Below are 26,666 nucleotides of genomic sequence, written 5' to 3'. Positions count from 1 at the left end.
GCCAAAGCTGCTCAGCAGGTAATCCGTGTACAACTCCAGTTCAGAATTTTTCATGCGCGTAGGCTAACAGGACAGGCGGCTGCGTAAGGTCAGTTTGTAATTTGGACGCCTGGCACGGTTATCGCGCAGTCGATTCCCACACGTTGATCACTTAAAGCCCGGCATAGAGTCCCCGGTGTTGCGGGTAACCAGTCGCAAGTCATGATGCAGTGCAGTGGAGACCAGCAGACTGTCGATGGCGTGTGCAATGCGGCTCGATTGCGCATGTAGCTGGCCCAATGGTCGGCTACGTCGGAGAAAACCGGCCAAATGCGCTGGCCGAATCCATCGCAAAGTTCATGTCCCAGCCAAACGCCGCGCCCGCACCGCCGCCGCCAGCCCTTGCAGCACCGGCACCGTCTGCGCAAAGCTGATGCAGGCATCGGTCACCGACACGCCGTGTTGCAACGACTGGCCGGCGACGATGTCCTGCCGGCCTTCGTTCAAATGGCTTTCAATCATCAGGCCCATGATGCGGTGGTCGCCGGCTGCGACTTGCGCGGCCACGTCGGCGGCGACCTCAATCTGGCGGGCATGCTGCTTGCTGCTGTTGGCGTGCGACACATCGATCATCACCTGCTCGCGCAGGCCGGCGGCCTGGAGCTGCGCACAGGTAGCATCGACATCGGCTTTTGCGTAGTTGGTCTGCTTGCCGCCGCGCAGAATCACATGGCAGTCGTCGTTGCCGCGCGTCTCGAAAATCGCTGCCTGGCCCATCTTGGTCATGCCCATGAAGGCATGCGGCGCCTGGGCGGCCTGGATGGCGTCGGCCGCGACCTTCACGCCGCCATCGGTGCCATTCTTGAAGCCGACCGGGCAGGACAGGCCGCTGGCGAGCTGGCGGTGGCTCTGGCTTTCGGTGGTGCGAGCGCCAATTGCCCCCCAGCTCACCAGGTCGCTGATGAACTGCGGGCTCAGCAGGTCAAGGAATTCGGTGCCTACGGGCAGGCCCAGCGCCAGCACGTCGAGCAGCAGCTGGCGCGCCATTTCCAACCCTTCGTTGATGGCAAAGCTGCCGTCCAGGTGCGGGTCGTTGATGTAGCCCTTCCAGCCGACGGTGGTGCGCGGCTTTTCAAAATACACGCGCATCACGATCAGCAGGTCGTCCTGCAGCGCACCGGCCTGCGCCTTGAGCTGGCGGGCGTAGTCCATGGCCTGCGCGTGGTCGTGGATGGAGCACGGCCCGACCACCACCACCAGCCGGTCGTCAGCGCCGTGCAGCACGCGCGAAATCGCGGCGCGGCTGCTCGCTACCTGTGCCTGAACGCTGTCGGGCGCAGGCAGCCACTCCTGCAGAAGCGCCGGCGTGATCAGCGGACGCACCGCGCCGATGCGCAGGTCGTCGATCCGGGTGGTGTCGTGGGTGGAAAGCGGCGTAGCAGGGCGGACACGGTTGTTCATAAGCTGGATTTTTGATGTTTATGGCCTCTAGCGCACGTCAGACGGGCACAAGTAGCTATATATTTAGTAGCAAACTGCGAAATTCAGTCTTTGGCATGCCTGGCCATGAAGGTGCCAACAGCCGCTTTGGCGCAGCGCTGCAAGGCCATCAGCAGGACGTTGTCGGGTTGCGCCACGCCGTGGCGGGTGCGCAGGTCATGCTGGATCTGGCCCAGCAGGCCGGCGGCCATTTCGGCATCGGCCAAAGCCCGGTGCGCCTGGCCGGTGCGCGGCAAGCGGTGGTAATCGACCAGCGAACCGAGCTTGTGATTCGGTGCCTGCGGATACAGCCGGCGCGACAGCAGCAGGGTGCAGATGAAGGGTTGCGGCGCGTCCAGCCCGGCCCGGGTCAGTTCGGCCTGCCAGAACTTGCGGTCAAACGCGGCGTTGTGGGCCACCAGCGGCACCGCGCCGACAAACCGGCTGGCGTCCAGCATGACCTGCGCCGCATCGGGCGCGCCGGCCACCATGGCGTTGCTGATGCCGGTCAACTGGGTGATGAAGGACGGAATGCGAACGCCGGCATTCATCAGGCTCTGGAAACGGTCCACCACCTGGCCGCCTTCGAGCAGCACAATGGCGACCTCGGTGGCACGGTCGCCGCAGGCGGGCGAAATGCCGGTGGTTTCAAAGTCGATGACGGCGGTGAGGGTCATGGGAAACGGGTCATGAAACGCGTGGCGTCAAGGGGGGTCAGTGGCTGCTTTGCCGCATGCTCCAGAAAACCTGAAGAACTGCCAGGCCCGGTGGCGTGAACGGCGAAAAAGTCAATTCGCTGGTCAATTGGCTCCACTGCGCGGTCGATAGCGCCAGAAGTTCCGACGGTGTCGTCGTGGCAGAGCCCATCGCCCAGTCGCTGAAGGTCCGTTTTTGAATCGGAAGGTTCATGAACTCCAGCACATCGGTGTGCTTGCGACTGCCGAGGATGCGCTGGTATACCTGCTGAACGGCAGCTTCCGGTCCTTCAAAGCACTGCATGAAATTGTTGCCACAGTGCAGCAGTACGCCGGTGATCGCATTCTGGCGATTGAAATTCCTGGCATCCACAAGCAGCGCGTCCAGATCACCGGAGTTCATGGGATGCACAGCCGTGCTGGTGTAAACGATGGAATGAAGTGCTGGCATAAAGAAATTTACTGATTCGAGAGCACGAGGGAAATACGACTTTCGACTTTTTACAGGTTCAATTTTTTAGACCCGAATCCGCTGGAACAGGTTATCACAGCAGGCAATATGTCAGCATTTTTTGCTATTGAAAAAATAGCCGCCAACACATGAACAGCATGCGCTGGAGACCAATTTCATGCCAAAAATTGGTTCACTGGCCAGAACGCATGCGCTCTGGCGTTTCAGCTGGACCCGCAAGACTTTTCTCGCCTTTGCAAAAACGTCAAATATCGATATTCCCGGCGCGCAGCGCATTTTGTTCAATGAACTCGCGGCGCGGCTCGACCTCGTCGCCCATCAACATGGTGAACACGCGGTCGGCTTCAATGGCGTCGTCGATCTGCACCTTGAGCAGGCGGCGCACCTTCGGGTCGAGTGTGGTTTCCCAGAGCTGCGACGGGTTCATTTCACCCAGCCCTTTGTAACGCTGGCGTGACGTGCCATTTTCAGCCTGTCCGATCAGCCAGCGCATGGCCTGGCGGAAGTCGCTGATCTTTTCTTCCTTGCGCCGATCGCCTTCGCCGCGCATGACCTTGGCGCCGCTGCCGATCAGCCCAAGGAAGGAGGAAGCCGCTTCGGCCAAAGTCGCGTAGTCGGCACCAATCACGAAGTCCTGCGTCAGCACGCTGCTCTTGGCATTGCCATGGTGGCGGCGGCTGATACGCAAAATCGGCTTGTCGCTGCGTTCATCGAACTCGCCCGCCACGTCGGCGGGAGCGCCGGTCGTGTTCAGCTCCCGCAGCTTGGCTTGCAGTGCGACGGCGGACGCTTCGGCATCCAGCACCGTGTCGAGGTTGATCGACACGCCATCGGCAACCGCGCGCAGCGCTTCGGCATCCATGAAACCGCTCAGGCGGTTGATGACCGACTCGGCGCGCTGGTGCTTGCGCGCCAGCTCGGCCAGCGCTTCGCCGGTCAGCACGGCGCTTTCGTCGGCGCTGGTCTGCACCGACGCATCCCTCAGCGCAATCCGCAGCAAGAAGCCGTCCAGCGCAGCTGTGTCTTTCAGGTACTGCTCTTCCTTGCCGGCCTTGACCTTGTACAGCGGCGGCTGGGCAATGTAGATGTGGCCGCGCTCGATCAGTTCGGGCATCTGGCGGTAGAAAAAAGTGAGGAGCAGGGTGCGGATGTGCGCGCCGTCCACGTCGGCATCGGTCATGATGATGATGCGGTGGTAACGCAGCTTGGCGACATTGAAGTCGTCGGTGCCGGGCGTGCCGCCCACGCCGCCGCCCTTGCCAATGCCGGTGCCCAAAGCGGTGATCAGAATCAGGATTTCATTGCTGGTCAGCAGCTTTTCATAGCGCGCTTTTTCAACATTCAGGATCTTGCCCTTGAGCGGCAGGATCGCCTGGAACTTGCGGTCACGGCCCTGCTTGGCCGAACCGCCGGCAGAGTCACCCTCGACCAGGTAAATCTCGCACATCGCAGGGTCTTTTTCCTGGCAGTCGGCGAGCTTGCCGGGCAGGCCCATGCCGTCGAGTACGCCCTTGCGGCGCGTCATGTCGCGGGCCTTGCGGGCGGCTTCTCTAGCCCGGGCGGCTTCGATGATCTTGCCGACGATGATCTTGGCGTCGTTCGGGCGTTCCTGCAGGTAGTCGTAGAGCAGCTTGCTGACGATGTCCTCGACCGGGCCGCGCACTTCGCTGGACACCAGCTTGTCCTTGGTCTGGCTGGAGAACTTCGGCTCGGGCACCTTGACGCTGAGCACGCAGCACAGACCTTCGCGCATGTCGTCGCCGGTGACCTCAACCTTGGCTTTTTTCGCCAGCTCGCTGTCATCGATGTACTTGTTGATGACGCGCGTCATCGCGGCGCGCAGGCCGGTCAGGTGGGTGCCGCCGTCACGCTGCGGAATGTTGTTGGTGAAACACAGCACCTGCTCGCTGTAGCCGCTGTTCCACTGCATCGCCACTTCAACGCCGATGTTGGTGCCCTGGTCGCTCTGGCGGTCGCCCATGGCGGCAAACACGTTGGGGTGCAGGATGGTTTTACCCTTGTTGATGAAGGCCACAAAGCCCTTGACGCCGTTGGCGCCGGCAAAATCGTCTTCCTTGCCGGTGCGTTCGTCCTTGAGGCGAATGCGCACGCCGTTGTTCAAAAAGCTCAGTTCACGCAGGCGTTTGCTCAAAATCTCGTAATGAAAATCGTTGTTTTCCTTGAAGATGTCGGTGTCGGGCAGGAAGTGGACTTCGGTGCCGCGCTTGTCGGTTGGCCCCATCACCTTCATCGGCGACACCTCGACGCCGTTGACCGATTCCAGGATGCGGTTTTGCACAAAGCCCCTGGAAAACTCCATGACATGCACCTTGCCATCGCGGCGAATCGTCAGCCGCAGCATTTTCGACAGCGCGTTCACGCAGCTGACGCCCACGCCGTGCAGGCCGCCCGACACCTTGTAGCTGTTCTGGTTGAACTTGCCGCCGGCGTGCAGTTCGGTCAGCGAAATTTCGGCCGCCGAACGCTTGGGCTCGTGCTTGTCGTCCATCTTGATGCCGGTCGGGATGCCACGGCCGTTGTCCACCACGCTGACCGAGTTGTCAGTGTGGATGGTCACCAAAATGTCGTCACAATGGCCGGCCAGCGACTCGTCGATCGAGTTGTCCACCACCTCGAACACCAGGTGGTGCAGGCCGGTGCCGTCCGAGGTGTCGCCGATGTACATGCCGGGGCGCTTGCGCACGGCTTCCAGGCCTTCAAGGATCTGGATGGAGCCTTCGCCGTAGGCTTCTGAAGCGCCGGCTTGGTTGGTGTCGATCTTGGGCTGGAAATTGGAGCTTCCTTCGCCCGCCAATCCGTCCGAGACGTGGACTTGATCGGTTTCGTTCAGTTTGTTTTCTTCAGTCATGACCAGCAGTTCCCAATTTCTTCAATCTCTTGAATGACCAAACCCGCGGAGCTTCGCGGGTCTGTCTTTCGCTTCAGGCGTGTTGCGCTTGAAATTGCCTCAAATCCGCATCGGCATCACAACGTATTTGAAGGCGGCATTGTCCGGAATGGTGAGCAGGGCCGAACTGTTGGAGTCGGACAGTTCGATTTTCACCATGTCCTGACTCATGTTGTTCAGGGCGTCGATCAGGTAGGTCACGTTGAAGCCAATCTCGATCGAGTCGCCGCCGTAGTCGATGTCGAGTTCATCAACGGCCTCTTCCTGCTCGGCATTGTTCGAGGCCACGCGCAATGTGCCGGGCTCGATGTTCAGACGCACGCCCTTGAATTTTTCACTGGTCAGGATCGCGGTGCGTTGCAGGCTGGCCAGCAAGGGCGCACGGCCCAGCGTGATGATGTTCTTGTGGTTCTTCGGAATCACGCGGTTGTAGTCGGGGAACTTGCCTTCGACCAGCTTGGTGACGAATTCCATGCCTTCAAAGCTGAACTTGGCCTGGTTGCCGGCAAACTGCATCTCGATCGCGCCTTCCTTGTCGCTGAGCAGACGCTGCATTTCCAGCACCGTCTTGCGCGGCAGGATCACTTCCTGCTTGGGCACTTCGACATCGAGCGTCGCCGACGAAAATGCCAGCCGGTGGCCATCGGTGGCGACCAGGCTCAGCTGCTTGCCTTCGGCGACAAACAGGATGCCGTTCAGGTAGTAACGAATGTCATGCACCGCCATGGCGAACGACACCTGGTTGAGCAGTTCCTTGAGCACCTTTTGCGGCACCGAGAACACCGGCCCAAAGCTGGCCGCTTCCTGCACCAGCGGAAAGTCCTCGGCGGGCAGGGTCTGCAGCGTGAAGCGGCTTTTTCCGCCTTTGAGAATTAGCTTGTTCTGGCTTGACTCAAGCGACACCGTCTGGTCGCTCGGCATAGAGCGGAGCACATCAATCAGCTTGCGGGCGCCCACGGTGGTGGTGAAGTCGCCGTCATCGCCGCCAAGTTCAGCGCTTGTGCGAATCTGGATTTCCAGGTCGCTGGTCGTCAGCTGCAGCTGCGCACCGGTCTTGCGGATCAGCACATTGGCCAGGATAGGCAAGGTGTGCCTGCGCTCCACGATGCCGGCAACCGATTGCAGTGCGCCTAAAAACTTGTCTTGGGTGGCTTTCAGAACGATCATCTTTTCCTCTGTCTGTATCTTTAATTCTTTAATTCAAATTAGTAGCAGTAGTAAGGGCGGCGCTTTTCTGTGGACAGCGCCATTATTCCCTTTCCAATCAAGCACTTGGCGGTTGTTTAACCATGTGTTGCAGTGCTAGGCGGGTTGCATGTCAAACATGAACAACTTTCGATTGTCATCTGCTCCTGTGGATAAGTGGCAACTTGTTCAAAACTTGTCCACAGCTTTAAAAATGTCTGGTTTTCAGCCCTTGAGTGTTTGCTCCAGCACATGGAGCTGCTGGTTGAGTTCGGTCATCAGCTGGCGTTCAGCCGCCATCTTGCGAACCGCATGCAGCACGGTGGTGTGGTCGCGTCCGCCGAACAGCTCGCCGATTTCAGGCAGGCTCTTTTGCGTCAGTTCCTTGGCCAGGTACATGGCGATCTGGCGCGGCCGGGCAATGCTGGCCGGCCGCTTCTTGGAATACATGTCGGCGACCTTGATCTTGTAGTAATCGGCCACCGTTTTTTGAATGTTTTCGACCGAAATCTGCCGGTTCTGGATCGACAGCAGGTCGCGCAATGCTTCACGTGCCAGCTGGATGGAGATTTCCTTGTGGTTGAAGCGCGAGTAGGCCAGGATCTTGCGCAGCGCACCTTCCAGTTCGCGGACATTGGAGCGGACGTTCTTGGCAACGAAAAACGCCACTTCCTCGGGCATCACCGCGCCTTCGACATCGGCCTTGCGGATCAGGATGGCGACGCGCATTTCCAGCTCGGGCGGCTCGATCGCCACGGTCAGGCCGGAGTCAAAGCGCGACACCAGGCGCTCATGGATATCGGTCAGCCCTTTGGGGTAGGTGTCGCTGGTCATCACGATGTGCGACTTTTTCGTCAGCAAGGCTTCGAACGCGTTGAAAAATTCTTCCTGCGTACGGTCTTTGTTGGCCAGAAACTGCACATCATCGATCAGCAGCAGGTCCAGCGAGTGGTAACGTTCCTTGAACTCGTCGAACGTCTTGCGCTGGTAAGCCTTCACCACATCCGAGACAAACTGTTCGGCATGGATGTACAACACTTTGGCGGCCGGGTTGTCGGCCATCAGTTTGTTGCCGATCGCATGCATCAAATGGGTTTTTCCCAAACCGACGCCACCATAGATGAACAGCGGGTTGTAGAGCTGACCCAGGCTGCTCGCGACATGCAGTGCTGCGGCCCGGCCCATGCGATTGGCCGTGCCTTCGATCAGCGTGTCGAACGTGAGTGCGGAATTGAGTCGATTTTTGAAGGCCGAACCAGCGAGATCTTCTGCGGCTGCGACGGTGGAGGCCTGTTCTGCGACGCCTGCAGTGCTGTCGAATTTTCGGACCAGCGGCTCCAACTTTGAGGGCGCCTCCCGGGGCGCAAGTGTCAACTCGATCGGGATTCGCTGGCCAGAAACCTGTTCAAGCAGCGCCGCAATCCGCGCCGCATACTGCGCCCGCACCCAGTCGAGCTTAAACCGGTTGCCGACCTGCACAGTCGCTTTGGACAAGTCGACGGCGATCACCACTACCAGTGGCCGTATCCAGGTGTTGAACTGTTGCTCAGGTAACTCTTGGACCAGATGGTCAACGCAGATTTGCCATAGATCGTCGGTGAGGCTCGACACGGACACTTCGCTCATGGCATTTTTTTTCCTGGAAGCCGGTGCAAAGCAGCCGCCCGCTGCTTGTGGATATTGTTAATTTTGAGCACCCGCAATTGTAGTCGGGGTGGCCGGTTATCCACAAACCAGGGATTTTCAAAATGTGTCCGCGCTTCCTGAACCCGGCATGGCCAACTTATTTCTTGCGCGACTCATGAAATTTGTATGCCTTATCCGCCCGGCACGAAGCCTCCAACGGCAGGCACTAGCCAAACCCTGGGGATAACTTTTTAGTAACCCATGACTTATCCACAGGCATTTGACAAAACCAAAAGTTGTTCATGTCGCACAGCCCACATGCCTGGGTCCTTGCCACATGGTTAAACAAGCGCCAAGTGATTGATTGGAAAAGGAATAAGGGCACTGTCCACAGAAAAGCGCCGCCCTTACTACTGCTACTAATTTGAATTAAAGAATTGAAGATAAAGACAGGGGGAAAACCTGCGCTGGAAAATTGGTCTGGAGGCTCGAGTTGTTTTGCCCTTTTCCAGCCTGGAATCACAGGATTCAAAGCCTATATTTCAGGCTTCCCTGACTGCCCAGCTGTTTGGCTGGTTGCCAGCTTCAAGAAATCTGTGATAATCACGGGTTTTCCCGATTCGTAGCGGCTTGAGGCTGTCTGCGCAGCTTTGTGTGTGGGTTCGTTCTGAATTCACCTGTCAGGGTCAAGCAGATGTGTTGCCGGTTGTTGAGACTTGCCAGATTGGCCGTGGTTTCGTACAGCCACCAAGATCATTCGAATCGCCAAATGAAGCTTTACAGCTGACAGCCCAGTAACAAGCCCGTTAGGGCCACCAGGATTTATCATGAAACGCACATACCAACCTTCCAAAGTCAAGCGCGCCCGCACCCACGGTTTCCTGACACGCATGAAAACCCGTGGCGGCCGCGCAGTTATTGCCGCCCGTCGCGCCAAAGGCCGCAAACGCCTGGCTGTCTAAGCTGGTTTTTTACGGGCAATCCAGTCTTTCTGCACTTGAACTGATGCCAATCACCAGTGCAGCGGCTTAAAACCCGTGCGCAGTTCCAAGCTGTTCTGGCTGGAACCATCATTGCAAGAACACCGCACTTTGCCTTGCACCGGAACCAGCTTGATACCAAGATTCCGGTTCCAGAGACAGCCGAACCGGTTGAGCCTGGCGGGCTGTTTCGCCATCAGGACATGTGGATCGGTGCGATGGTTCCCAAACGCTGGGCAAAACGGGCTGTGACGCGAAACGCCATCAAAAGACAAATTTATACGGTGTGTGCCGATTTTTCCCAGCTCTATCCGCAGGCTGCGTTTGTGGTTCGCCTGCGCAGCGGCTTTGCCCGCGCGCAATTTGTCAGTGCCGTTTCCGATCAGCTCAGGCAGGCTGTCCGCCATGAAATTCAGACCCTGATGCAAGCCGGAGCCAAGGAAGCATGAGCCGTATTTTGACCATCTTGAAATGTCTTCCGCAAAAGTCGTTGATGGGCCTGGTCACGGCTTACCGCTTGCTGATCAGCCCTTCGCTGGGCTCGAACTGCCGTTTTCAGCCCAGTTGTTCAGCTTACTCTTTGCAGGCATTGGACCAGCATGGTGCGGCAACGGGCAGCTACCTGACACTGCGCCGGCTGGCGCGCTGCCATCCTTGGTGCGATGGGGGGCTTGATCCGGTGCCGCCTCCACAATCTGCTTCTTTTTTCAGCCGCCTGTTTACGCCTGCGGCTTCCATTTCTTCTAAAAAGACGCCGTCATGAACGACATCCGCCGCACCATCTTGTGGGTGATTTTTGGTTTTTCCATGGTTTTGTTGTGGGACCAGTGGCAGGTCTTTCATGGCAATAAAGCCACTTTTTTCCCGTCGAGTACCCAGACCGCTAAATCGCCTGTTGCCTCTACGCCAGCGTTTACCGGCAGCGCTGCCGTGCCGTCGCCTGCTGCCAGCATAGCGTCCGGTTCTCTGGCTGCGGTGCCTTCCGGCGCGTCATCAGCTGCGCCGTCTGCCACGAGGGAGCGCGTGGTCGTCAACACCGATGTGCTTTCCCTGACGTTCGACAGTGAAGGCGGAACCCTGGTTCATTCGGCCTTCATCAAGTACAAGGACATGACCCAGAAAGACCAGGGGTTTGTGCTGCTTGATGAAAGCACGAACCGTGTTTATGTGGCGCAGACAGGCCTGATTGCTGGCAGCAACGGCGGCACTTTCCCCACCCACAAAACGCCGATGACCTTGCTGCCGGGCGAGCGCACATTCAAGGATGGGCAAAACGAGATGCAGGTACAGTTCGAATCCGCTGACCTGGGCGGGGTGAAACTGCTTAAAACTTACACCATCGGGCGGGGGGCCTATGACCTCGCGGTGCGCCATGAGGTCATCAACACTGGCACTTCGGCAGTCGCTCCGCAGCTTTACCTGCAACTGGTGCGTGACGGCAACAAGCCGCCAGGCGAATCGTCGTTCTACTCGACTTTTACCGGTCCGGCAATATATACCGAAGCCAAGAAATACCAGAAAGTTGAATTCAAGGACATTGAAAACAACAAGGTCGATGTCGAGAAACAGGCAACGAACGGCTACGTGGCCATGGTGCAGCATTACTTTGCATCGGCCTGGATACTGCCTGATGGCCTGAAACGCGACCTGTTTTTGCGCAAGGTCGACACCAACCTGTATGCCGCTGGCATGATCACGCCGCTGGAGCCGATCGCGCCGGGTGCTTCGAAGACCATCGATTCAAAATTTTTTGTCGGCCCCCAGGAGGAAAAAGTCCTCGAGTCCCTGTCGCCCGGGCTAGAACTTGTCAAGGATTACGGCTGGCTCACGATCCTGGCCAAGCCGCTCTACTGGCTGCTGGACAAACTGCACAGCTTCCTCCAGAACTGGGGCTGGTCCATCGTTGCCCTGGTGCTGCTGCTGAAAATCGCTTTTTACTGGCTCAATGCCAAGGCCTATGCGAGCATGGCCAAGATGAAGGCGATCAACCCCAAGATCACCGAGATGCGTGAGCGCCTGAAAGACAAGCCGCAGGAAATGCAGCAGGCAATGATGAAGATCTACCGTGAGGAAAAAGTCAATCCGATGGGTGGCTGCTTCCCGATCATGGTCCAGATTCCAGTGTTCATCGCGCTCTACTGGGTACTGCTGTCCAGCGTCGAGATGCGTGGTGCACCCTGGATATTGTGGATCAGGGACCTGTCGTCGCCAGACCCTTACTACATCTTGCCCGTCGTCATGGCCTTGACCACCATGCTGCAGACGGCACTTAACCCTGCACCCCCTGATCCGATGCAGGCCAAGCTGATGTGGTTCATGCCGCTGATCTTCAGTGTGATGTTCTTCTTCTTTCCCGCCGGCCTGGTGCTGTACTGGATCACAAACAACATCCTGTCGATTGCCCAACAGTGGGTCATCAATACCCGGATGGGTGTTCCGCCGCAGTTCAACCTGCCGAAGTTCAAATAAAAAAAGGGCCGCGCAGCGGTCCTTCACCATTGAGGCGTCATGCTGGCCCGCCACCACCATCCCATTGTTGCAATTGCCACCGCGCCGGGTCGCAGCGCTGTCGGAATCGTGCGTATTTCAGGCCAGCGCATTGCACCGGTGGTGAAGGCCTTGTGCGGCCGCGCACTTTCTCCGCGCCAGGCTACGTACCTGGCTTTCCGGGATGCAGGGGGGCAGGTCATTGACAAGGGATTGGCAATTTTTTTCCCTGCACCGCATTCCTTTACGGGGGAAGACGTGCTGGAATTGCAGGCGCATGGCGGCCCGGTTGTCCTGCAGCTGTTGCTGGCGCAATGTCTTGAAGCGGCTGCTGCGACCGACGCGGAGACCGGCCAGCCCGTGCTGGCGGCGTTGCGGGTGTCCGAGCCTGGCGAATTCTCCGAACGGGCTTTCCTCAATGACAAGATTGACCTGGCGCAGGCCGAGGCGATTGCCGACCTGATCGATGCGAGCACCGAAACAGCCGCGCGGTCCGCAGCACGCTCGATGTCGGGCGAGTTTTCGCAGGCTGTCCAGACGCTTCTGGACCAGTTGATCCACCTGCGCATGCTGGTCGAGGCGACGCTGGATTTTCCAGAAGAAGAGATTGATTTTTTGCAGCAAGCTGATGCGCACGGCCAGTTGCTGCGCCTTCAGGCGACGCTGGCCAATGTGATGCAGCGTGCGACCCAGGGCGCTATCCTGCGCGAAGGTATCAAGGTCGTGATTGCCGGCCAGCCCAACGTCGGCAAAAGCTCGCTGCTCAATGCGTTGGCGGGCGCCGAACTGGCGATCGTGACCCCGGTAGCCGGCACCACCCGCGACAAGGTGTCGCAGCTGATCCAGATTGAAGGCGTGCCGCTGCATGTGGTGGACACGGCCGGTTTGCGCGAGGCGCTCGATGAAGTCGAAAAAATCGGCATCCAGCGGGCGTGGGCCGAGATCGAAAGTGCCGATGCCGTGCTGTTCCTGCACGACCTGACCCGTCAAAATACCGGTGAAAGCATTGACAATGCTATAAATTACGTAGCTGAAGACGACCGTCTGGAAAGCGTATTGGCTATAAAACTCCCAAAAAACACACCGGTCATCGATGTGTGGAACAAATCCGACATGGCCAGCCCGGAAGTCTTGCGTCAGGTGGACGGCGGCGTGTTGATTTCTGCCAAGACCGGGGCTGGCCTCCAGACCCTGCGCGAGCAGTTGCTGAAGGTTGTGGGCTGGCAGGCTTCGCCTGAAGGGGCTTTCATGGCGCGTGAACGTCATGTCAGCGCCTTGCGCAAGGTACACCTGCAGTTGCTTACGGCCCAAAACCAGTTGACCGCGGTGATGCCCGCTCTCGATCTGTTGGCCGAAGATTTGCGTCAGGCCCAGTTGCATCTGAGTTCGATCACTGGCGCATTCAGCGCCGACGATTTGCTAGGCGAAATTTTTTCCAAGTTTTGCATTGGAAAATAGCGCACCAGATCACGGTTTCCGCAGTTTATTGGGGGCTCGACGAGAGCGGTTTTAAGCAAAAGTACTTCGGGCAACGACAGTTCCCGTGACGTCAAGCACCAGCGCTTCACCCATCACCATGCCTTCGCCAGTCAGTGCGGTCATGTTGACCTGATGCGTGACCCACACCTCAAATGCGCCTGCGGGCATGCCCTTCAACGCAGCGCGCAAGCGCGCTGTCTGGGCATCTCTGGTGCGGTATTCGCCAAAAAAGGAATTCAGCGCCGGCCAGACCCTGTGACGGCCAAACGCCAGGTCGGCAGTGTCCTTGCAACGGCACCAGGCGCTGGACTGCACTGCGCTGGGCTCCAAACCTCGCGATTTGAACCATTGCCCGATGCGTTCGGCTTGGGCACGTCCATCCGGGCTGAGATTGCGCTGGGTGCTGCACTGGTCCAGTCGAAAGCCCGGGGGGTCGCCAATGCCCGGATCGGTTGGCGCATGGCGCAGAAGTACCACGCAGGCGCCAGCGCGCAACTGCGCGCCCAGCGCATCGGGTTGCGCCTGCGCCAGCCAGGGAGCCGCCAGCAATGCGCCGGTAAATTGCCGTCTATGCATGCCGGTGTTAGCTTTTAGCCGTTCAAAAGTTTCTGTTCGGCCAGCGCCAACGCTTCCGGCTTGCCGGACAGGACCAGAGTGTCGCCTCCCTCCAGTCTGAGGTCGTCATTTGCCCTGAGCGTTTTGCCGTTGCTGCGCCGCAGGCTGACCACGCGCACGTCGAGCATCTGCAGTGCCATATCGCCGAGTGTCTGGCCGACGGAACTGAGGCCTGGAACCAGCGTCACCGTAGACAAACGTTCCTGCTCCAGCTCATCTGCCGTGTCGTCGTCAGCACCCCGAAAATAACCACGCAGCAGGTTGTAGCGTTCGTCACGCTGGTCCTGCACCACGCGGATCACGCGGCGCATGGGCACGCCCACCAGCGCCAGCGCGTGGCTGGCCAGCATCAGGCTGCCTTCAATCGCCTCCGGAACGACTTCCGTTGCCCCGCCTGCCTTGAGCTTTTCCAGGTCACGGTCATCCACGGTACGCACAATGATCGGCACCGTGGGCGCATGCGTGCGTGCGTTGGCCAGCACTTTCAATGCGCTGGCTGTGTCCAGATAGGTTACCACCACGGCGCTGGCCCGCACCAGCCCGGCCGCGATCAACGCCTGCAAGCGCACCGCATCGCCAAACACGACCGAACTGCCTGCGGCGGCAGCTTGCTGGACCCGGTCAGGGTCCAGGTCCAGCGCAATATACGGAATCCCTTCACGCTCCAGCATGCGACCCAGGTTCTGGCCACAGCGCCCGTAGCCGCAAATGATCACATGCCTGTTGGCACTCATGGATTTGCTGGCAATCGTGGTCATCTGAAGCGACTGCTGCAGCCACTCGCTGGACACCAGCTTCATCACGATGCGGTTGGCGTAGAGGATGATGAAGGGCGTGGCCAGCATGGACAACACCATGCTGGCCAGGATGGGATTCATCAAGGCAGGCGGAATGAGCTTGCTGCCTTGCGCCAGCGACAGCAGCACAAAGCCAAATTCGCCGGCTTGCGCCAGATACAGGCCGGTGCGCAGCGATACGCCCTCGGTCGCCCCCAGAACGCGTGCCAGCACCGTGACCAGGATCAACTTGAACACTACCGGCAGCGTCAACAGCAGCAGCACCAATGCCCAATGGTCAATGACCTCGTGCCAGTCCAGCATCATGCCGACGCTGATAAAAAAAAGGCCCAACAGTACATCGTGAAAAGGCCGAATATCGGTTTCGACCTGGTGCTTGTACTGGGTTTCGGAAATCAGCATGCCCGCGATAAAGGCGCCCAGTGCCAGGCTCAGTCCAGCGAGTTCGGTCAGCCATGCCAGCGCCAGCGTCACCAGCAGCAGATTCAGTACAAACAACTCCTCGCTCTTGCGCCGCGCCACGATCGTGAGCCACCAGCGCATGAGGCGCTGCCCGCCCGTCAGCAGCAGGCCCAGCAGTAGCGCAGCCTTCAGCGCGGCAATGCCCAGGCTTATGAACAGCTCGTCGGCAGGCGAACCGAGTGCCGGAATCAGCACCAGCAGCGGTACCACGGCCAGATCCTGGAAAAGCAGGACGCCCATTACCCGCTTGCCATGCTCGGACGCCATTTCCAGCCGCTCGGCCAGGAGCTTGACCACGATGGCGGTGCTGCTCATGGCCATGGCACCCGACAGCGACAACGCGGTTTGCCACTGCATGGTCCAGAGCGTCGGCGCCATGACCGCCAAAAACAGCGAGCCCACGGTGACCAGCAGCATGGTGAGTGCCACCTGGAGAAGGCCCAGGCCGAACACATGGCGGCGCATCGATCGCAGCTTGGGCAGGTTGAACTCCAGTCCGATCACGAACATCAAAAACACGACGCCGAATTCGCCCAGATGGCGCACCCCTTCGGAGTTCTGCGACAAGGCCAGCGCATGCGGGCCAATCACCACGCCGACGGCCAGGTAGCCCAGCATGGGGGGCAATTTGAACGACCGGCAAATGACCACCCCCAGCACGGCGGCCAGCAGGTACAAAAGGGTCAGTTCAAGCGCACTCATTCGCTGATGGTAGCTGAAGGGTATTGCGTGGCTGGCCAGTCTGGTGGGCGTTTGGGCATGCTGTTGGTAACAGGGATCGATAGAATGCAGCCATGAATTTTGATGCTGCGACTATTAATGCGGAGCAGGTTTTGAGCCTGGCCCGGAAAACGTTCGAAATCGAAGCAGCGGCCGTGCTGGACCTGGTCAGCCGCATCGGAGATGAGTTTGTTCAGGCGGTCGGGCTGATGGCGGCCTGCCGGGGTCGCGTGGTCGTCATGGGCATGGGAAAAAGCGGGCACATTGGGCGAAAGATTGCTGCGACGTTGGCTTCGACCGGTACAGCGGCCTTGTTCGTGCATCCGGCTGAAGCCAGCCATGGCGATCTCGGGATGATCCAGGCAAGCGACGTGGTGCTGGCCATTTCCAACAGCGGCGAAAGCGAGGAACTGGTCGCGATTCTTCCCGTGTTGGGCCGCTTGGGCGTGGCGCTTGTTGCCATTACTGGCGGCCCGGAATCCACGCTGGCCAGACAGGCCCGCATCACGCTCGACACCAGCGTTGCCAGGGAAGCGTGCCCCCTGAATCTTGCGCCTACGGCCAGCACCACGGCGCAGCTCGCCATGGGCGATGCACTGGCCGTGGCGCTGCTCGACGCGCGAGGTTTTCGGGAAGAAGATTTTGCCCGTTCACACCCTGGCGGTGCGCTGGGCCGCAAGTTGCTCACCCATGTGAGCGACGTGATGCGCAGTGGCAACGCTGTTCCGAAGGTCTTTGCCGAAGCCTCATTTACCGAACTCATGCGCGAGATGAGCGCAAAGGGATTGGGCGCTGCGGCTGTCGTGGACAGCCGCCAGCAGGTTCATGGAATTTTTACAGATGGCGACTTGCGCCGGCTGGTTGAAAAAGGCGTGGATTTGAGAAGCCTTACAGCCGCTGACGTGATGCATGTCGACCCGCGTACCGTAGGCAGAAGCGCGCTTGCGGTGGAAGCCGTGGCGCTGATGGAACAGCACCGCATCAATAGCGTGCTGGTGGTTGATGAAACTGGAAGGCTTTGCGGCGCTCTCAGCACCAACGACCTGATGCGTGCAAAGGTGATCTGATATGCCATTCCCTGATCTTGCAACGACTGAGCCGTTCCTGAATTTTTCACCGGAACTTCTGCTGAGGTGTCAAGGCATCAAGGTCGCGTTTTTCGATGTGGACGGGGTCCTGACCGATGGCGGCTTGTATTTTTCGGAATATCCGGACGGACATGAACACGCCCGCGAGGTGGAGGGGTTCAGATCGTCCGGCGAAATCATCAAACGCTTCAACACACTGGACGGTCATGGGCTCAAGCTGCTGCAAAAAGCAGGCATCACGCCTGTCATCATCACCGGCCGCGACAGTTCTGTGCTGCGAGGGCGTCTGAAGGCGCTGGGAATCCAGCATTGCCACTTCGGAACCGAAGACAAGCGCCCGGCTGCCGAGCAGACCTTGAAGACCCTTGGACTGGACTGGAATACAGCCGCAGCGATGGGCGACGACTGGCCGGACCTGCCCGTCATGAGTTGCTCGGCATTAAGTTGTGCGCCTGCCAATGCCCATCTGGAAGTCAGGTCACGCGCCCATCACGTCACACAGGCCGGGGGAGGCGAGGGCGCTGCCCGTGAATTTTGTGATTTGCTACTTGTCGCCGGTGGCCACTATGCCCGGCTGCTGCGTGAGTACTTTGCATGACGCAATCCTTGACCCGCCGCATAAACACCGGCAACTTTACGGTGCCACGTAAAAGTGGATGGCGAAAATTTCTCTCCCTCTGGGACCAGACGGCTATGTACATGCCGCTCCTCATGATGGCGACGCTGGCCTTGGGAACCTATTGGCTGGTGCGTAATACGCCAACTTTCAACGCTCCGGAGGTGGTCACGGAGGTCAGGCATGAGGTCGATTATTTCATGCAGGATTTCACCATCAAGACGTTTGATGAGGAAGGCAAGCTCAAGAGTGAGATTGCCGGAACGGAGGCCCGGCATTTCGCTGACACCGACATTCTGGAAATTGACCAGGCCCGGATTCACAGCATCAATATCAACAGGCAACTCACCACGGCCATCGCCAATCGGGCTTATTCAAACGGCGACGGGTCAGAGGTCCAGTTGACTGGCAATGCACGTGTCGTGCGCGAAGCAAGTCGCGACGCACAAGGAAAGGAAGCGCCCAGGCTGGAATTTCGCGGTGAATTTCTTCATGCTTTCTTGAATGAAGAGCGCGTCCAGTCTCATTTGCCTGTGCTCCTGATCCGGGGCGCGGACCAGTTCACCGGCAATGTTTTTACCTACAACAACCTGGACCAGGTGGCCGTTCTCACAGGCCGGGTTCGCGGGGTCTTGATGCCGAATTCAGCAAACCGGCCCCCTGACCCCAAACCCTAGCGGGCGCAAACTGCGCAATGTAGCGTGAAAGTAATGCTTGCAAAGCCGTCGAGCAGACCTGATGCACTCAAAGTTCGCATGCAGGAGTTTTCTGTCCTGAACACAGGGCGTACTTGGTGCAGGGGGAGTGAGGAAAAATATGCGAATTGCATCCATATTCCCGGCACCGGCAGAACCACTAAGGGTGTTTACTTGCCATCGAAAAAAGTGAACTGGAATGCCGAACGGCTTCAAAACCGAAGTCTTGAAGCCGTTTCAAGCTGTCTTTAATCAGAGACTGAAGAAGCTGTTTTTGCAGCCCAATTGGCCTGCCGGTAAATAGCGCAGGGCTTAGTAGCCGCCGCGTCCACCGCCGCCGCCACCGCCACCGGAACGTCCGCCGCCAGAGCCGCCGCCACCGTACGGGCTGCGAAAACCACCGTCGCTGCCGCCGCCGGAAGAACGACCGCCACCGCCGCCGCCGTATCCGCCGCCGCCACCGCCACCGCCACCGCCGTAGCCGCCACCGCCACCACCGAAGCCGCCGGTGCGTGGAGGACGTGCCTCCATCGGACGGGCTTCGTTCACAACAACGCTGCGGCCGCCCAGAGGCTGACCGTTCATGCCGTTGATGGCTGCTTGTGCTTCCGCATCGCTGGCCATTTCGACAAAACCAAAGCCCTTGGAGCGACCGGTGTCGCGTTCCATCATGACTTTGGCGCTGGTAACAGCGCCGAATTGACCAAAAGATTGCTGCAGGTCTTCGTCACGCACCGAGTAAGGCAGGTTGCCGACGTATAGTTTGTTGCCCATGAAGGGACTCCTCTAAAACACATAAATAAAAGCGATGGGGTCCCGAAAGCACAACAAATCTTGAACGTACCGCTGTAGCGCGCGAAACTGACCGATCACCTAACAAGTACAAATTTTGAATTTGTACCCACATATTATGCTTCAGTTCGTCAAAAGAACCGCAGTGGAATTTCCGCATGGAACACCATGCCACCAAGATTTGGTAGGTAGAAACACTGAGTTTCTGAAAGTTATTTTGGAGCCAAATTTGTTCTGAATTGATCGCCGTTGTTGAGAAGCCAAAATCGCTCGGATTGCGTGTAATTGCACTAGTTGCATAAAGTTACCAATTGACTTCGTGTTCGGGCGTTGCACCAATGCGGTGAATCGACCGGTCGGCGCCTTCAAACTCTTCTTCCTGGGTCAGGCGCAGCCCCAGCGTCCACTTGAGCGTGCCATACACCACGCAGCTCATCAACACCGCCCACATGACGCCCAAGGTGGTGCCGATCAATTGCGCGCCAAAGCTGACGCCGCCCAAACCCCCCAATGCTTTGCTGCCAAAAATCCCGGCGGCCAGTCCACCCCAAGTGCCGCAGACGCCGTGCAGCGGCCAGACCCCCAGTACATCGTCAATCTTCCATTTGTTCTGGGTCAATGTGAACATCACGACAAACACGGCGCCTGCGACAGCGCCCACGGCCAGCGCCCCCAGCGGATGCATCACGTCAGAACCTGCGCACACTGCAACCAGTCCTGCCAATGGGCCGTTGTGTACAAAACCCGGGTCGTTTTTGCCAAATGCCAGCGCAGCCAATGTGCCGCCCACCATGGCCATCAGTGAATTCACCGCAACCAGTCCGGAAATCTTGTCGAGCGTTTGTGCACTCATCACGTTGAAACCAAACCAGCCGACGATCAATATCCATGCGCCCAATGCCAGAAAAGGAATGTTCGACGGGGGATGTGCCGACATCGCGCCATCCTTGCGATAACGATTGCTGCGGGCGCCGAGCAACAGGACTGCCGGAAGTGCCAGCCAGCCGCCCATGGCGTGAACCACGATCGAGCCGGCGAAATCATGAAATTCGGCACCGGTGACCGACAGAATCCAGGCCTGCACGCCAAAATGGTGGTTCCAGGCGATGCCTTCAAAAACCGGGTAAACAAATCCCACAATGACGGCTGTTGCAATCAACTGGGGATAAAAGCGCGCACGCTCTGCAATGCCGCCTGAAATGATCGCCGGAATGGCTGCTGCGAACGTCAGTAAAAAGAAGAACCTGACCAGTTCGTAGCCGTTTTTCGCCGCCAACTCCTCGGCGCCAACAAAAAAATGGGTGCCATACGCCACGCCGTAGCCCACGGCAAAATAAACCACGGTGGAGACTGAAAAATCCACCAGGATTTTGACCAGCGCATTGACCTGGTTCTTTTTGCGCACCGTGCCAAGTTCCAGAAATGCAAAACCGGCATGCATCGCCAACACCATGATGCCGCCCAATAAGATGAACAAAGCGTCATTGCCCTGTTTTAGTGCTTCCATAACGCGCTTTCGAAAGTGATATGTGATTGTTTGGTGCATTTTCTGGCGAATGCCGAAAATTGCACCAAAACAAAGCAAGAAACGCGCCGTGAAAAAGGCTTTTCTTGGTGCAACGCCGATGGTCCATGCCAGCGGCATTGGAAGCCGCCGATACAATGCCCGCTGTCATTGGGGAGTAGCCGCCCTTCTTTACTGAAAGGGGTTTGCGTCAACAGACTTGTCTGGCCTTGCTAAAAAAGGCCGACATGGCGCAAACAGCAGTTAGCCTGGCGAGACCTTTGACTGCACAGCCTCCAGAACTTGTAAAAAGCTTCGGGCCGGGGATGTCGTGCAGTCATTGGTTTTTTTGATCCGGCCTGAGCTGTTTGTTGCATGGAAGCTTTCCTCGTCTCCACCGGTATCGTCGGCCTCGCTGAAATGGGCGACAAAACCCAGCTTCTTGCGTTGGTGCTGGCGGCAAAATTCAGAAAACCCTGGCCCATTGTTCTGGGCATCCTGGTGGCCACTGTGGCAAACCATGCCATGGCAGGCGCATTGGGCGCGTGGGTGACGACTCTCCTGGGACCGCAAACCCTGCGCTGGATACTGGGCGTCTCCTTTATTGCGATGGCCGTGTGGATGCTGATTCCGGACCAACTCGATGACGACAACAACGCCGGCAAGCCACTGCGTTTCGGGGTGTTCGGCACCACGGTCTTCGTGTTTTTCCTGGTTGAAATGGGCGACAAAACTCAGATTGCCACCGTCATGCTGGCCGCGCGTTATGACGCCTATTTCTGGGTGGTGGCCGGCACCACGCTGGGCATGATGCTGGCCAATGCGCCGGTGGTCTGGCTCGGCAGCCGTTTCATGCACCTGATTCCGCTGCGCGTGGTGCATATCGTGTCGGCACTGGTTTTTGCCGTGCTGGGCGTGTTGGCGCTGCTGGTGCCAGCGTAGGCGCTGGCCGGATTGCTATACTGGCAATGCGCTGATTTGCTCAGCTTGCGGGCGCGTAAAAAGTACGGCTAAAGACGATTCTCCCCATGAACCCGGACTCGCCTTGGCGATGCCGGGTTTTCTTTTTTGCGCTTCGCCTTGCTGTTTTCCTGTCCTGATCTTGAGTCTGTCTTATCGTGGATCCATCAACAGTGCCAACTGCCTCCGTCCTTGTCGCCACGCCCGAATCGATGCACTTTGCCGAGCTGCTGCCGCTGCGCAGTGGCGCCTCGATCCGTGCCTACAACCTGAGTTATGAAACCTACGGCCAGCTCAATGCCGACAAGTCCAACGCGGTGCTGGTCTGCCATGCGCTCAACGCCTCGCACCATGTGGCGGGCGTTTATCTGGACGACGCCGGTCAGGTCAGGGACAAGTCCGAGGGCTGGTGGGACACCATGATCGGGCCGGCCAAGCCGCTCGATACCAACCGGTTTTTTGTCATTGGCGTGAACAACCTGGGCTCGTGCTTCGGTTCCACCGGGCCGATGCAGACCCACCCGGACACGGGTGAGGTGTATGGTGCCGATTTTCCGGTCGTCACGGTGCAGGACTGGGTCAACGCCCAAGCCCGGCTGCTCGATGCGCTGGGCATCGAGACGCTGGCCGCCGTCATGGGCGGCAGTCTCGGCGGCATGCAGGCATTGGCCTGGACGCTGCAATACCCGCAGCGGGTGCGCCACGCCGTGGTGGTGGCCAGCGCCCCCAACCTGACGGCCGAAAACATCGCCTTCAACGAAGTCGCGCGTCGCGCCATCGTGACCGACCCGGATTTTCATGGCGGCCACTTCTACCGCCACGGCGTGCTGCCCAAACGCGGCCTGCGCATCGCCCGCATGATTGGCCACATCACCTATTTGAGCGACGACGTGATGAACGAAAAATTTGGCCGCCAGGTGGTGGCCCCCACGCTCCCCGCTTCGCGTGGTTCGCTGCCCCCCGAGGGGGCCGCTGCGCCTGCGGACCGGGAAAGCCGGATCCGCGGCCCTGGCTTGGACGGAATGGGTGCTGCCCTGGCCAACGTTGCGCCTTACCGCTACACCACTCAGGACGTCGAGTTCCAGATCGAAAGCTACCTGCGCTACCAGGGCGACAAGTTCGCCGAGTACTTCGACGCCAACACTTATCTGCTGATCACCCGGGCCCTCGATTACTTCGACCCGGCGGCTGAATTCGGCGGCGACCTGAGCCGCGCGCTGGCGCAGGCCAGCGCCAAATTTTTAATCGTGAGCTTCACCACCGACTGGCGCTTTTCCCCGGCACGTAGCCGGGAAATCGTCAAGGCCTTGCTCGACAACCAGGTTGATGTGAGTTACGCCGAAATCGACGCGCCGCACGGTCATGATGCCTTTTTGCTCGATGACGCACGCTACATGGGCATAGTGCGCTCCTATTTCGAGAGCAAGGTGATGCTATGAATGGAACGACGCAAACCAACCTGCCGCCGTCTCCGGACCAGCTGTCGATTGCCCGGCTGGTGCCCAAGGGTTCCCGCGTGCTCGATCTGGGCTGCGGCAATGGCGCGCTGCTCGACCACCTGATCCGGGCGCGCGGTTGCTCGGGCTACGGCGTCGAGATTGATGACGCGAACGTGCAGGCCTGCGTGGCGCGCGGTGTCAATGTGATCCAGTTCAACCTCGAAGACGGGCTGGCGCTGTTTGGCGACGCTTCGTTCGACGTGGTGCTGCAGATCGACACGCTGCAGCACTTGCGCAATGCCGAAGTCATGCTGCGCGAAACGGCGCGCGTGGGCCGCATCGGCATCGTCGCCTTCCCCAATTTCGGCCACTGGCCGAACCGGCTGGCCGTGTTGCGCGGCCGCATGCCGGTGACCAGGGTGCTGCCCTACCAGTGGTATGACACGCCGAACATCCGCGTCGGCACGCTGCAGGACTTTGCCGCGCTGGCCCATCAAAACCGGCTGCAGATTCTCGATTCATTCGGTTTGCAGGATGGCCGTGAAATCCGTTTCTGGCCCAATGCCCGCGCCAGCCGGGCGGTGTTCAAGCTGCAGCGGGCTTGAGCGCGAAGTCACGAACCATGGACATTTCGTCTTCCTCCTCTGAGGCGCCCACCCGCATTTCTTTGCGCGAGGCCTTGCGCTTCTGGCTGCAGTTGGGCTTCATCAGCTTTGGCGGGCCGGCCGGGCAGATTGCCATCATGCACCGCGAACTGGTGGAAAAGCGCCGCTGGGTGTCGGAAAAACGCTTCCTGCATGCACTGAACTTCTGCATGCTCTTGCCCGGCCCCGAAGCGCAGCAGCTGGCGACTTACCTCGGCTGGCTGATGCATAAAACCCGGGGCGGCGTGGTGGCCGGCACGCTGTTCGTGCTGCCCTCGCTGGCGCTGCTGATTTTTCTGAGCTGGATCTACCTGGCCTTTGGCCAGCTGCCGCTGGTGGCGGGCATCTTCTACGGTATCAAGCCGGCCGTGGCGGCGATTGTTTTGCATGCCTTGCACCGCATTGCCAGCAAATCATTGGGCAATCCGATGCTGGCGCCGGTTCCGTGGGCGATAGCAGCTATTAGTTTCATAGCGGTTGCAGTCTTGAAGCTGCCTTTCCCGGTGGTCGTGCTGAGTGCTTTGCTGACGGGCGCGCTGCTGGCGCGTTTCGCGCCGGGTGCGCTGGCGGGCCGCGGCAGGCATTCATCGGCAATCCGCGTCACGAATGCCCCGGCTTTGATCGACGACGACACGCCCACGCCAGCGCACGCGCGGTTCAAGTCGTCGCGGCTGGCCGCCGTGCTGGCCGTGGGCGCCGCGCTCTGGCTGCTGCCGATGGCGGCGCTGGTCGCGGCCAACGGCTGGTCAGCCACGCTGACGCAAACCGGCTGGTTTTTCACCAAGGCGGCGCTGCTGACGTTTGGCGGGGCCTACGCCGTGCTGCCTTACGTGAACCAGATGGCGGTCGAGCATTACCAGTGGCTCAGCACCGCGCAGATGATGGACGGCCTGGCGCTGGGCGAAACCACGCCGGGCCCGCTCATCATGGTGGTGGCGTTTGTCGGCTTTCTGGCCGGCTGGGGCCAACAGGTGCTGGGGCCCGATGCGCTGTTCCTGGGCGCCGCGCTGGCGGCCTGCGTGGCGACCTGGTTCACCTTTTTGCCGTCCTTCATCTTTATCCTGGCGGGCGGGCCGTGGGTCGAATCAACGCGTGGCAACCTCAAGCTGACCGCGCCGCTGGCGGCCGTGACGGCGGCCGTGGTCGGTGTGATTGCCAATCTTGCTCTGTTTTTCATAGCTGCTGTCGCTTATCCAGCCGGCGCAGGATGGAATTTTGATACAAAACCCGACTGGATGGCGCTTACCCTGGTCATGCTGGCGGCGCTGGCCTTGTGGCGGCTCAAGTGGGGGGTGATTTCGGTGATTGCCGCTTCAGCGGTTGCCGGCCTTGCGCTGCGGCTGGCTGGTTGGGCCTGATCGCTCTCGCACAGATGTCGGGCCTGCCGCGCGCTGCCGACGCCCTCAGCCAGCGGTATGCTCTGGCCCATGCACGCCTCCCCTGAAAGTCCCCGCGCCACTTCGGCGCACCGGCTGGCACGCCGTCTGCTGGAACGGCTGTTTGGTAATTGGGTGCGCTGGGTCACGCCGGCCACACTGCGCGCCGATGCCATGGCTGGCCTGCTGGGTGCGGTGCTGGTCCTGCCACAAGGCATTGCCTTTGCCACGCTGGCCGGGCTGCCGCCTGAGTACGGGCTGTACACGGCGATTGTTCCGTGCATCATCGCCGCGCTGTTCGGCTCCAGCTGGCATGTCATGTCGGGGCCGACCAACGCCAATTCGCTGGCGCTGTTTGCCATGCTGTCGCCGCTGGCCCTGGCTTTCAGCCCGGCCTACATCCAGCTGGCGCTGGCCGTGACCGTGATGGTTGGCGTGCTGCAGTGGCTGATTGGCGCGCTGCGCCTGGGCATGCTGGCCAATTTCATTTCGCCGGCGGTGCTGTTCGGCTTTACCTCGGGCGCGGCGCTGCTGATTGCCGTGCATGCCTTGCCCGATTTTCTGGGGATTGCCGCCGCCCCCGAACACGGCGCGGGTGCGGTGCTGGCGCATGTGTTCACGCAACTGCCGTCGGCGAAACCCGCCGCCCTGGCCGTGGCCGCCATCACGCTGGCCGTCGCGCTGGGGCTGCGCCGTTACCGCCGCCGCTGGCCTTACATGCTGATCGGGCTGGTGGTGGCGACGCTGCTGGCGTGGGTGTGGAGCCGCTTCCTCGGGGGCGGCGCAACGCCGGCTTCGTCACTGCGCCTGATCGGACACATCGCCACGCCGTGGCCGCGTTTCGAGCTGCCGCACATCAGCTGGGCGCAGGCGTCGGACCTGGTGGGCCTGGCATTTGCACTGACCATCGTGGCGCTGGGCCAGGCAATTTCGATTGCCAAGACCGTGGCGCTGCGCTCGGGCCAGCGCATCGACGCCAACCGCGAGTTCCGGGGACAAGGCCTGTCGAACATCATCGGCGGGTTTTTCTCCAGCTATGTGTCCTGCGGTTCGATGAACCGTTCCATGCCGAATCTCCAGGCCGGTGCCCGAACGCCGCTGGCGTCGGTGTTCTCGGCGCTGCTGCTGCTGGGGCTGGTGGCGATCAGCTCGCAGTTGCTGGCGCAGATTCCCATGGCCGCGCTGTCGGCGCTGCTGCTGCTGGTGGCGCTGAGCCTGCTGGACTTTGCGCGCTGGCGCCAGCTGTTCAGCCTGAGCCGCACCGATTTTGGCGTGGCGCTGGCCACGATGGTGGCCACCGTCACGATCCGGCTGGAAATGGCAATCTTGCTGGGCATGCTGCTGTCGCTGATGTCATTTCTGTACCGCACCTCGCGGCCCGCGATGCGCAGCATGGGCTTTGACAGCCGAGGGCTGGACCGGCAGTTGGTGGTGATTGACGATGCGCCGCAAGACTCCGAAGAGGCCAGGGCAGCGCCAGCCCCCTCGGGGGGCAGCGCAGATCGCGTTGCGACAAGCGTGGGGGCAACGGCCGCCAGCGCCGGGCCGCCCCAAGCAAGGCCAGCCCCCTTGTGGGGCAGCGCAGATCGCGTTGCGACAAGCGTGGGGGCAACGGCCGCCAGCGCCGGGCCGCCCCAAGCAAGGCCAGCCCCCTTGTGGGGCAGCGCA

The 26,666-nt window shown here is 59.8% G+C and carries 23 protein-coding genes and 1 riboswitch; of the genes, 13 read left to right on the top strand and 10 right to left on the bottom strand.

Features of this window, described 5'->3' with window-relative positions:
• Positions 1-336: 336 nt before the first annotated feature.
• The 6 genes from IWX85_RS18540 to dnaA form a co-directional block, all read right to left on the bottom strand.
• Positions 337-1,440 carry a 3-deoxy-7-phosphoheptulonate synthase gene (locus IWX85_RS18540; RefSeq protein ID WP_196870738.1) on the bottom strand — a complete coding sequence of 368 codons (1,104 nt, stop codon included), beginning with the start codon at positions 1,438-1,440 and terminating at the stop codon, positions 337-339.
• Positions 1,441-1,523: 83 nt separating this feature from the next.
• The gene (locus tag IWX85_RS18535; protein ID WP_196870737.1) at positions 1,524-2,135 is read right to left on the bottom strand and encodes a PolC-type DNA polymerase III; all 612 of its coding nucleotides are present in this window, start codon (positions 2,133-2,135) and stop codon (positions 1,524-1,526) included.
• Between the two features lie 37 nt (positions 2,136-2,172).
• Positions 2,173-2,604 (bottom strand): BLUF domain-containing protein, encoded by a 432-nt coding sequence (locus IWX85_RS18530; RefSeq protein ID WP_196870736.1) that lies wholly within the window; start codon positions 2,602-2,604, stop codon positions 2,173-2,175.
• 265 nt (positions 2,605-2,869) lie between these two features.
• Entirely contained in the window at positions 2,870-5,494 is a 2,625-nt protein-coding gene (gene gyrB / locus IWX85_RS18525; protein WP_196870735.1) for a DNA topoisomerase (ATP-hydrolyzing) subunit B, read from the bottom strand.
• A 99-nt stretch (positions 5,495-5,593) separates the two neighbouring features.
• Entirely contained in the window at positions 5,594-6,700 is a 1,107-nt protein-coding gene (dnaN, locus tag IWX85_RS18520; RefSeq protein ID WP_036807594.1) for a DNA polymerase III subunit beta, read from the bottom strand.
• Between the two features lie 243 nt (positions 6,701-6,943).
• Positions 6,944-8,344, bottom strand: coding sequence for a chromosomal replication initiator protein DnaA (gene dnaA / locus IWX85_RS18515; RefSeq protein ID WP_196870734.1), 1,401 nt, complete (start codon positions 8,342-8,344; stop codon positions 6,944-6,946).
• Positions 8,345-9,171: 827 nt separating this feature from the next.
• Here dnaA and rpmH point away from each other — a divergent pair.
• From rpmH to mnmE, 5 genes are read left to right on the top strand one after another with little or no spacing between them, the layout of a single operon-like run.
• The gene (gene rpmH, locus IWX85_RS18510; RefSeq protein WP_007862708.1) at positions 9,172-9,306 is read left to right on the top strand and encodes a 50S ribosomal protein L34; all 135 of its coding nucleotides are present in this window, start codon (positions 9,172-9,174) and stop codon (positions 9,304-9,306) included.
• Positions 9,307-9,362: 56 nt separating this feature from the next.
• Positions 9,363-9,773, top strand: a complete 411-nt coding sequence (locus tag IWX85_RS18505) for a ribonuclease P protein component (protein ID WP_196870733.1) — start codon at positions 9,363-9,365, stop codon at positions 9,771-9,773.
• Positions 9,770-10,087 carry a membrane protein insertion efficiency factor YidD gene (yidD, locus tag IWX85_RS18500; RefSeq protein WP_036807601.1) on the top strand — a complete coding sequence of 106 codons (318 nt, stop codon included), beginning with the start codon at positions 9,770-9,772 and terminating at the stop codon, positions 10,085-10,087. The genes IWX85_RS18505 and yidD overlap by 4 nt, the downstream gene beginning before the upstream one ends.
• Positions 10,084-11,793 (top strand): membrane protein insertase YidC, encoded by a 1,710-nt coding sequence (gene yidC / locus IWX85_RS18495; protein WP_036807604.1) that lies wholly within the window; start codon positions 10,084-10,086, stop codon positions 11,791-11,793. The genes yidD and yidC overlap by 4 nt, the downstream gene beginning before the upstream one ends.
• 39 nt (positions 11,794-11,832) lie before the next feature.
• Complete coding sequence (gene mnmE / locus IWX85_RS18490) at positions 11,833-13,269, top strand: tRNA uridine-5-carboxymethylaminomethyl(34) synthesis GTPase MnmE (RefSeq protein ID WP_196870732.1); 1,437 nt, start codon at positions 11,833-11,835, stop codon at positions 13,267-13,269.
• Positions 13,270-13,320: 51 nt separating this feature from the next.
• Here mnmE and IWX85_RS18485 read toward each other — a convergent pair whose 3' ends face one another.
• Both IWX85_RS18485 and IWX85_RS18480 read right to left on the bottom strand, forming a co-directional pair.
• Complete coding sequence (locus tag IWX85_RS18485; protein ID WP_196870731.1) at positions 13,321-13,866, bottom strand: histidine phosphatase family protein; 546 nt, start codon at positions 13,864-13,866, stop codon at positions 13,321-13,323.
• Positions 13,867-13,880: 14 nt separating this feature from the next.
• Positions 13,881-15,866 carry a monovalent cation:proton antiporter family protein gene (locus IWX85_RS18480; protein ID WP_196870730.1) on the bottom strand — a complete coding sequence of 662 codons (1,986 nt, stop codon included), beginning with the start codon at positions 15,864-15,866 and terminating at the stop codon, positions 13,881-13,883.
• 92 nt (positions 15,867-15,958) lie between these two features.
• On the opposite strand from IWX85_RS18480, the gene IWX85_RS18475 reads away from it, so the two are divergent.
• The 3 genes from IWX85_RS18475 to lptC are packed head-to-tail and all read left to right on the top strand — an operon-like array spanning position 15,959 to position 18,265.
• Positions 15,959-16,951 (top strand): SIS domain-containing protein, encoded by a 993-nt coding sequence (locus IWX85_RS18475; protein ID WP_036807613.1) that lies wholly within the window; start codon positions 15,959-15,961, stop codon positions 16,949-16,951.
• 1 nt (position 16,952) lies between these two features.
• Entirely contained in the window at positions 16,953-17,570 is a 618-nt protein-coding gene (locus IWX85_RS18470; RefSeq protein WP_196870729.1) for an HAD family hydrolase, read from the top strand.
• Positions 17,567-18,265: an LPS export ABC transporter periplasmic protein LptC gene (lptC, locus tag IWX85_RS18465; RefSeq protein ID WP_196870728.1), complete on the top strand. Its 699-nt coding sequence runs from the start codon at positions 17,567-17,569 to the stop codon at positions 18,263-18,265. The genes IWX85_RS18470 and lptC overlap by 4 nt, the downstream gene beginning before the upstream one ends.
• Positions 18,266-18,595: 330 nt before the next feature.
• Here the strand turns inward: lptC and IWX85_RS18460 are convergent, their stop codons facing one another.
• Positions 18,596-19,057 carry an RNA-binding protein gene (locus tag IWX85_RS18460; protein ID WP_196870727.1) on the bottom strand — a complete coding sequence of 154 codons (462 nt, stop codon included), beginning with the start codon at positions 19,055-19,057 and terminating at the stop codon, positions 18,596-18,598.
• Positions 19,058-19,379: 322 nt separating this feature from the next.
• Positions 19,380-20,582 (bottom strand): ammonium transporter, encoded by a 1,203-nt coding sequence (locus tag IWX85_RS18455; protein WP_036812857.1) that lies wholly within the window; start codon positions 20,580-20,582, stop codon positions 19,380-19,382.
• 158 nt (positions 20,583-20,740) lie between these two features.
• Positions 20,741-20,948: riboswitch (yybP-ykoY riboswitch) on the top strand.
• A gap of 6 nt (positions 20,949-20,954) precedes the next feature.
• Here IWX85_RS18455 and IWX85_RS18450 point away from each other — a divergent pair.
• From IWX85_RS18450 to IWX85_RS18430, 5 genes are all read left to right on the top strand, one after another.
• Positions 20,955-21,521 (top strand): TMEM165/GDT1 family protein, encoded by a 567-nt coding sequence (locus tag IWX85_RS18450; protein WP_196870726.1) that lies wholly within the window; start codon positions 20,955-20,957, stop codon positions 21,519-21,521.
• 230 nt (positions 21,522-21,751) lie between these two features.
• Positions 21,752-22,978, top strand: a complete 1,227-nt coding sequence (locus IWX85_RS18445) for a homoserine O-acetyltransferase (RefSeq protein WP_231379957.1) — start codon at positions 21,752-21,754, stop codon at positions 22,976-22,978.
• A complete protein-coding gene (metW, locus tag IWX85_RS18440) occupies positions 22,975-23,583 on the top strand; it encodes a methionine biosynthesis protein MetW (protein WP_051984181.1) in 609 nt (202 codons plus the stop codon). Before IWX85_RS18445 ends, metW begins: the two co-directional genes overlap by 4 nt.
• A gap of 17 nt (positions 23,584-23,600) precedes the next feature.
• Positions 23,601-24,980 carry a chromate efflux transporter gene (chrA, locus tag IWX85_RS18435; protein WP_196870724.1) on the top strand — a complete coding sequence of 460 codons (1,380 nt, stop codon included), beginning with the start codon at positions 23,601-23,603 and terminating at the stop codon, positions 24,978-24,980.
• A 69-nt stretch (positions 24,981-25,049) separates the two neighbouring features.
• Positions 25,050-26,666 (top strand): SulP family inorganic anion transporter (locus IWX85_RS18430; RefSeq protein WP_255529478.1); only part of this gene is annotated, 1,617 nt, incomplete at its 3' end.

The sequence above is a fragment of the Polaromonas sp. CG_9.11 genome, from assembly GCF_015752225.1.
Classification (GTDB): Bacteria; Pseudomonadota; Gammaproteobacteria; order Burkholderiales; family Burkholderiaceae_C; genus Polaromonas.
The sequence above is the reverse complement of the archived record's forward strand: the minus strand, read 5'-3'. Positions and strand labels throughout refer to the sequence as shown.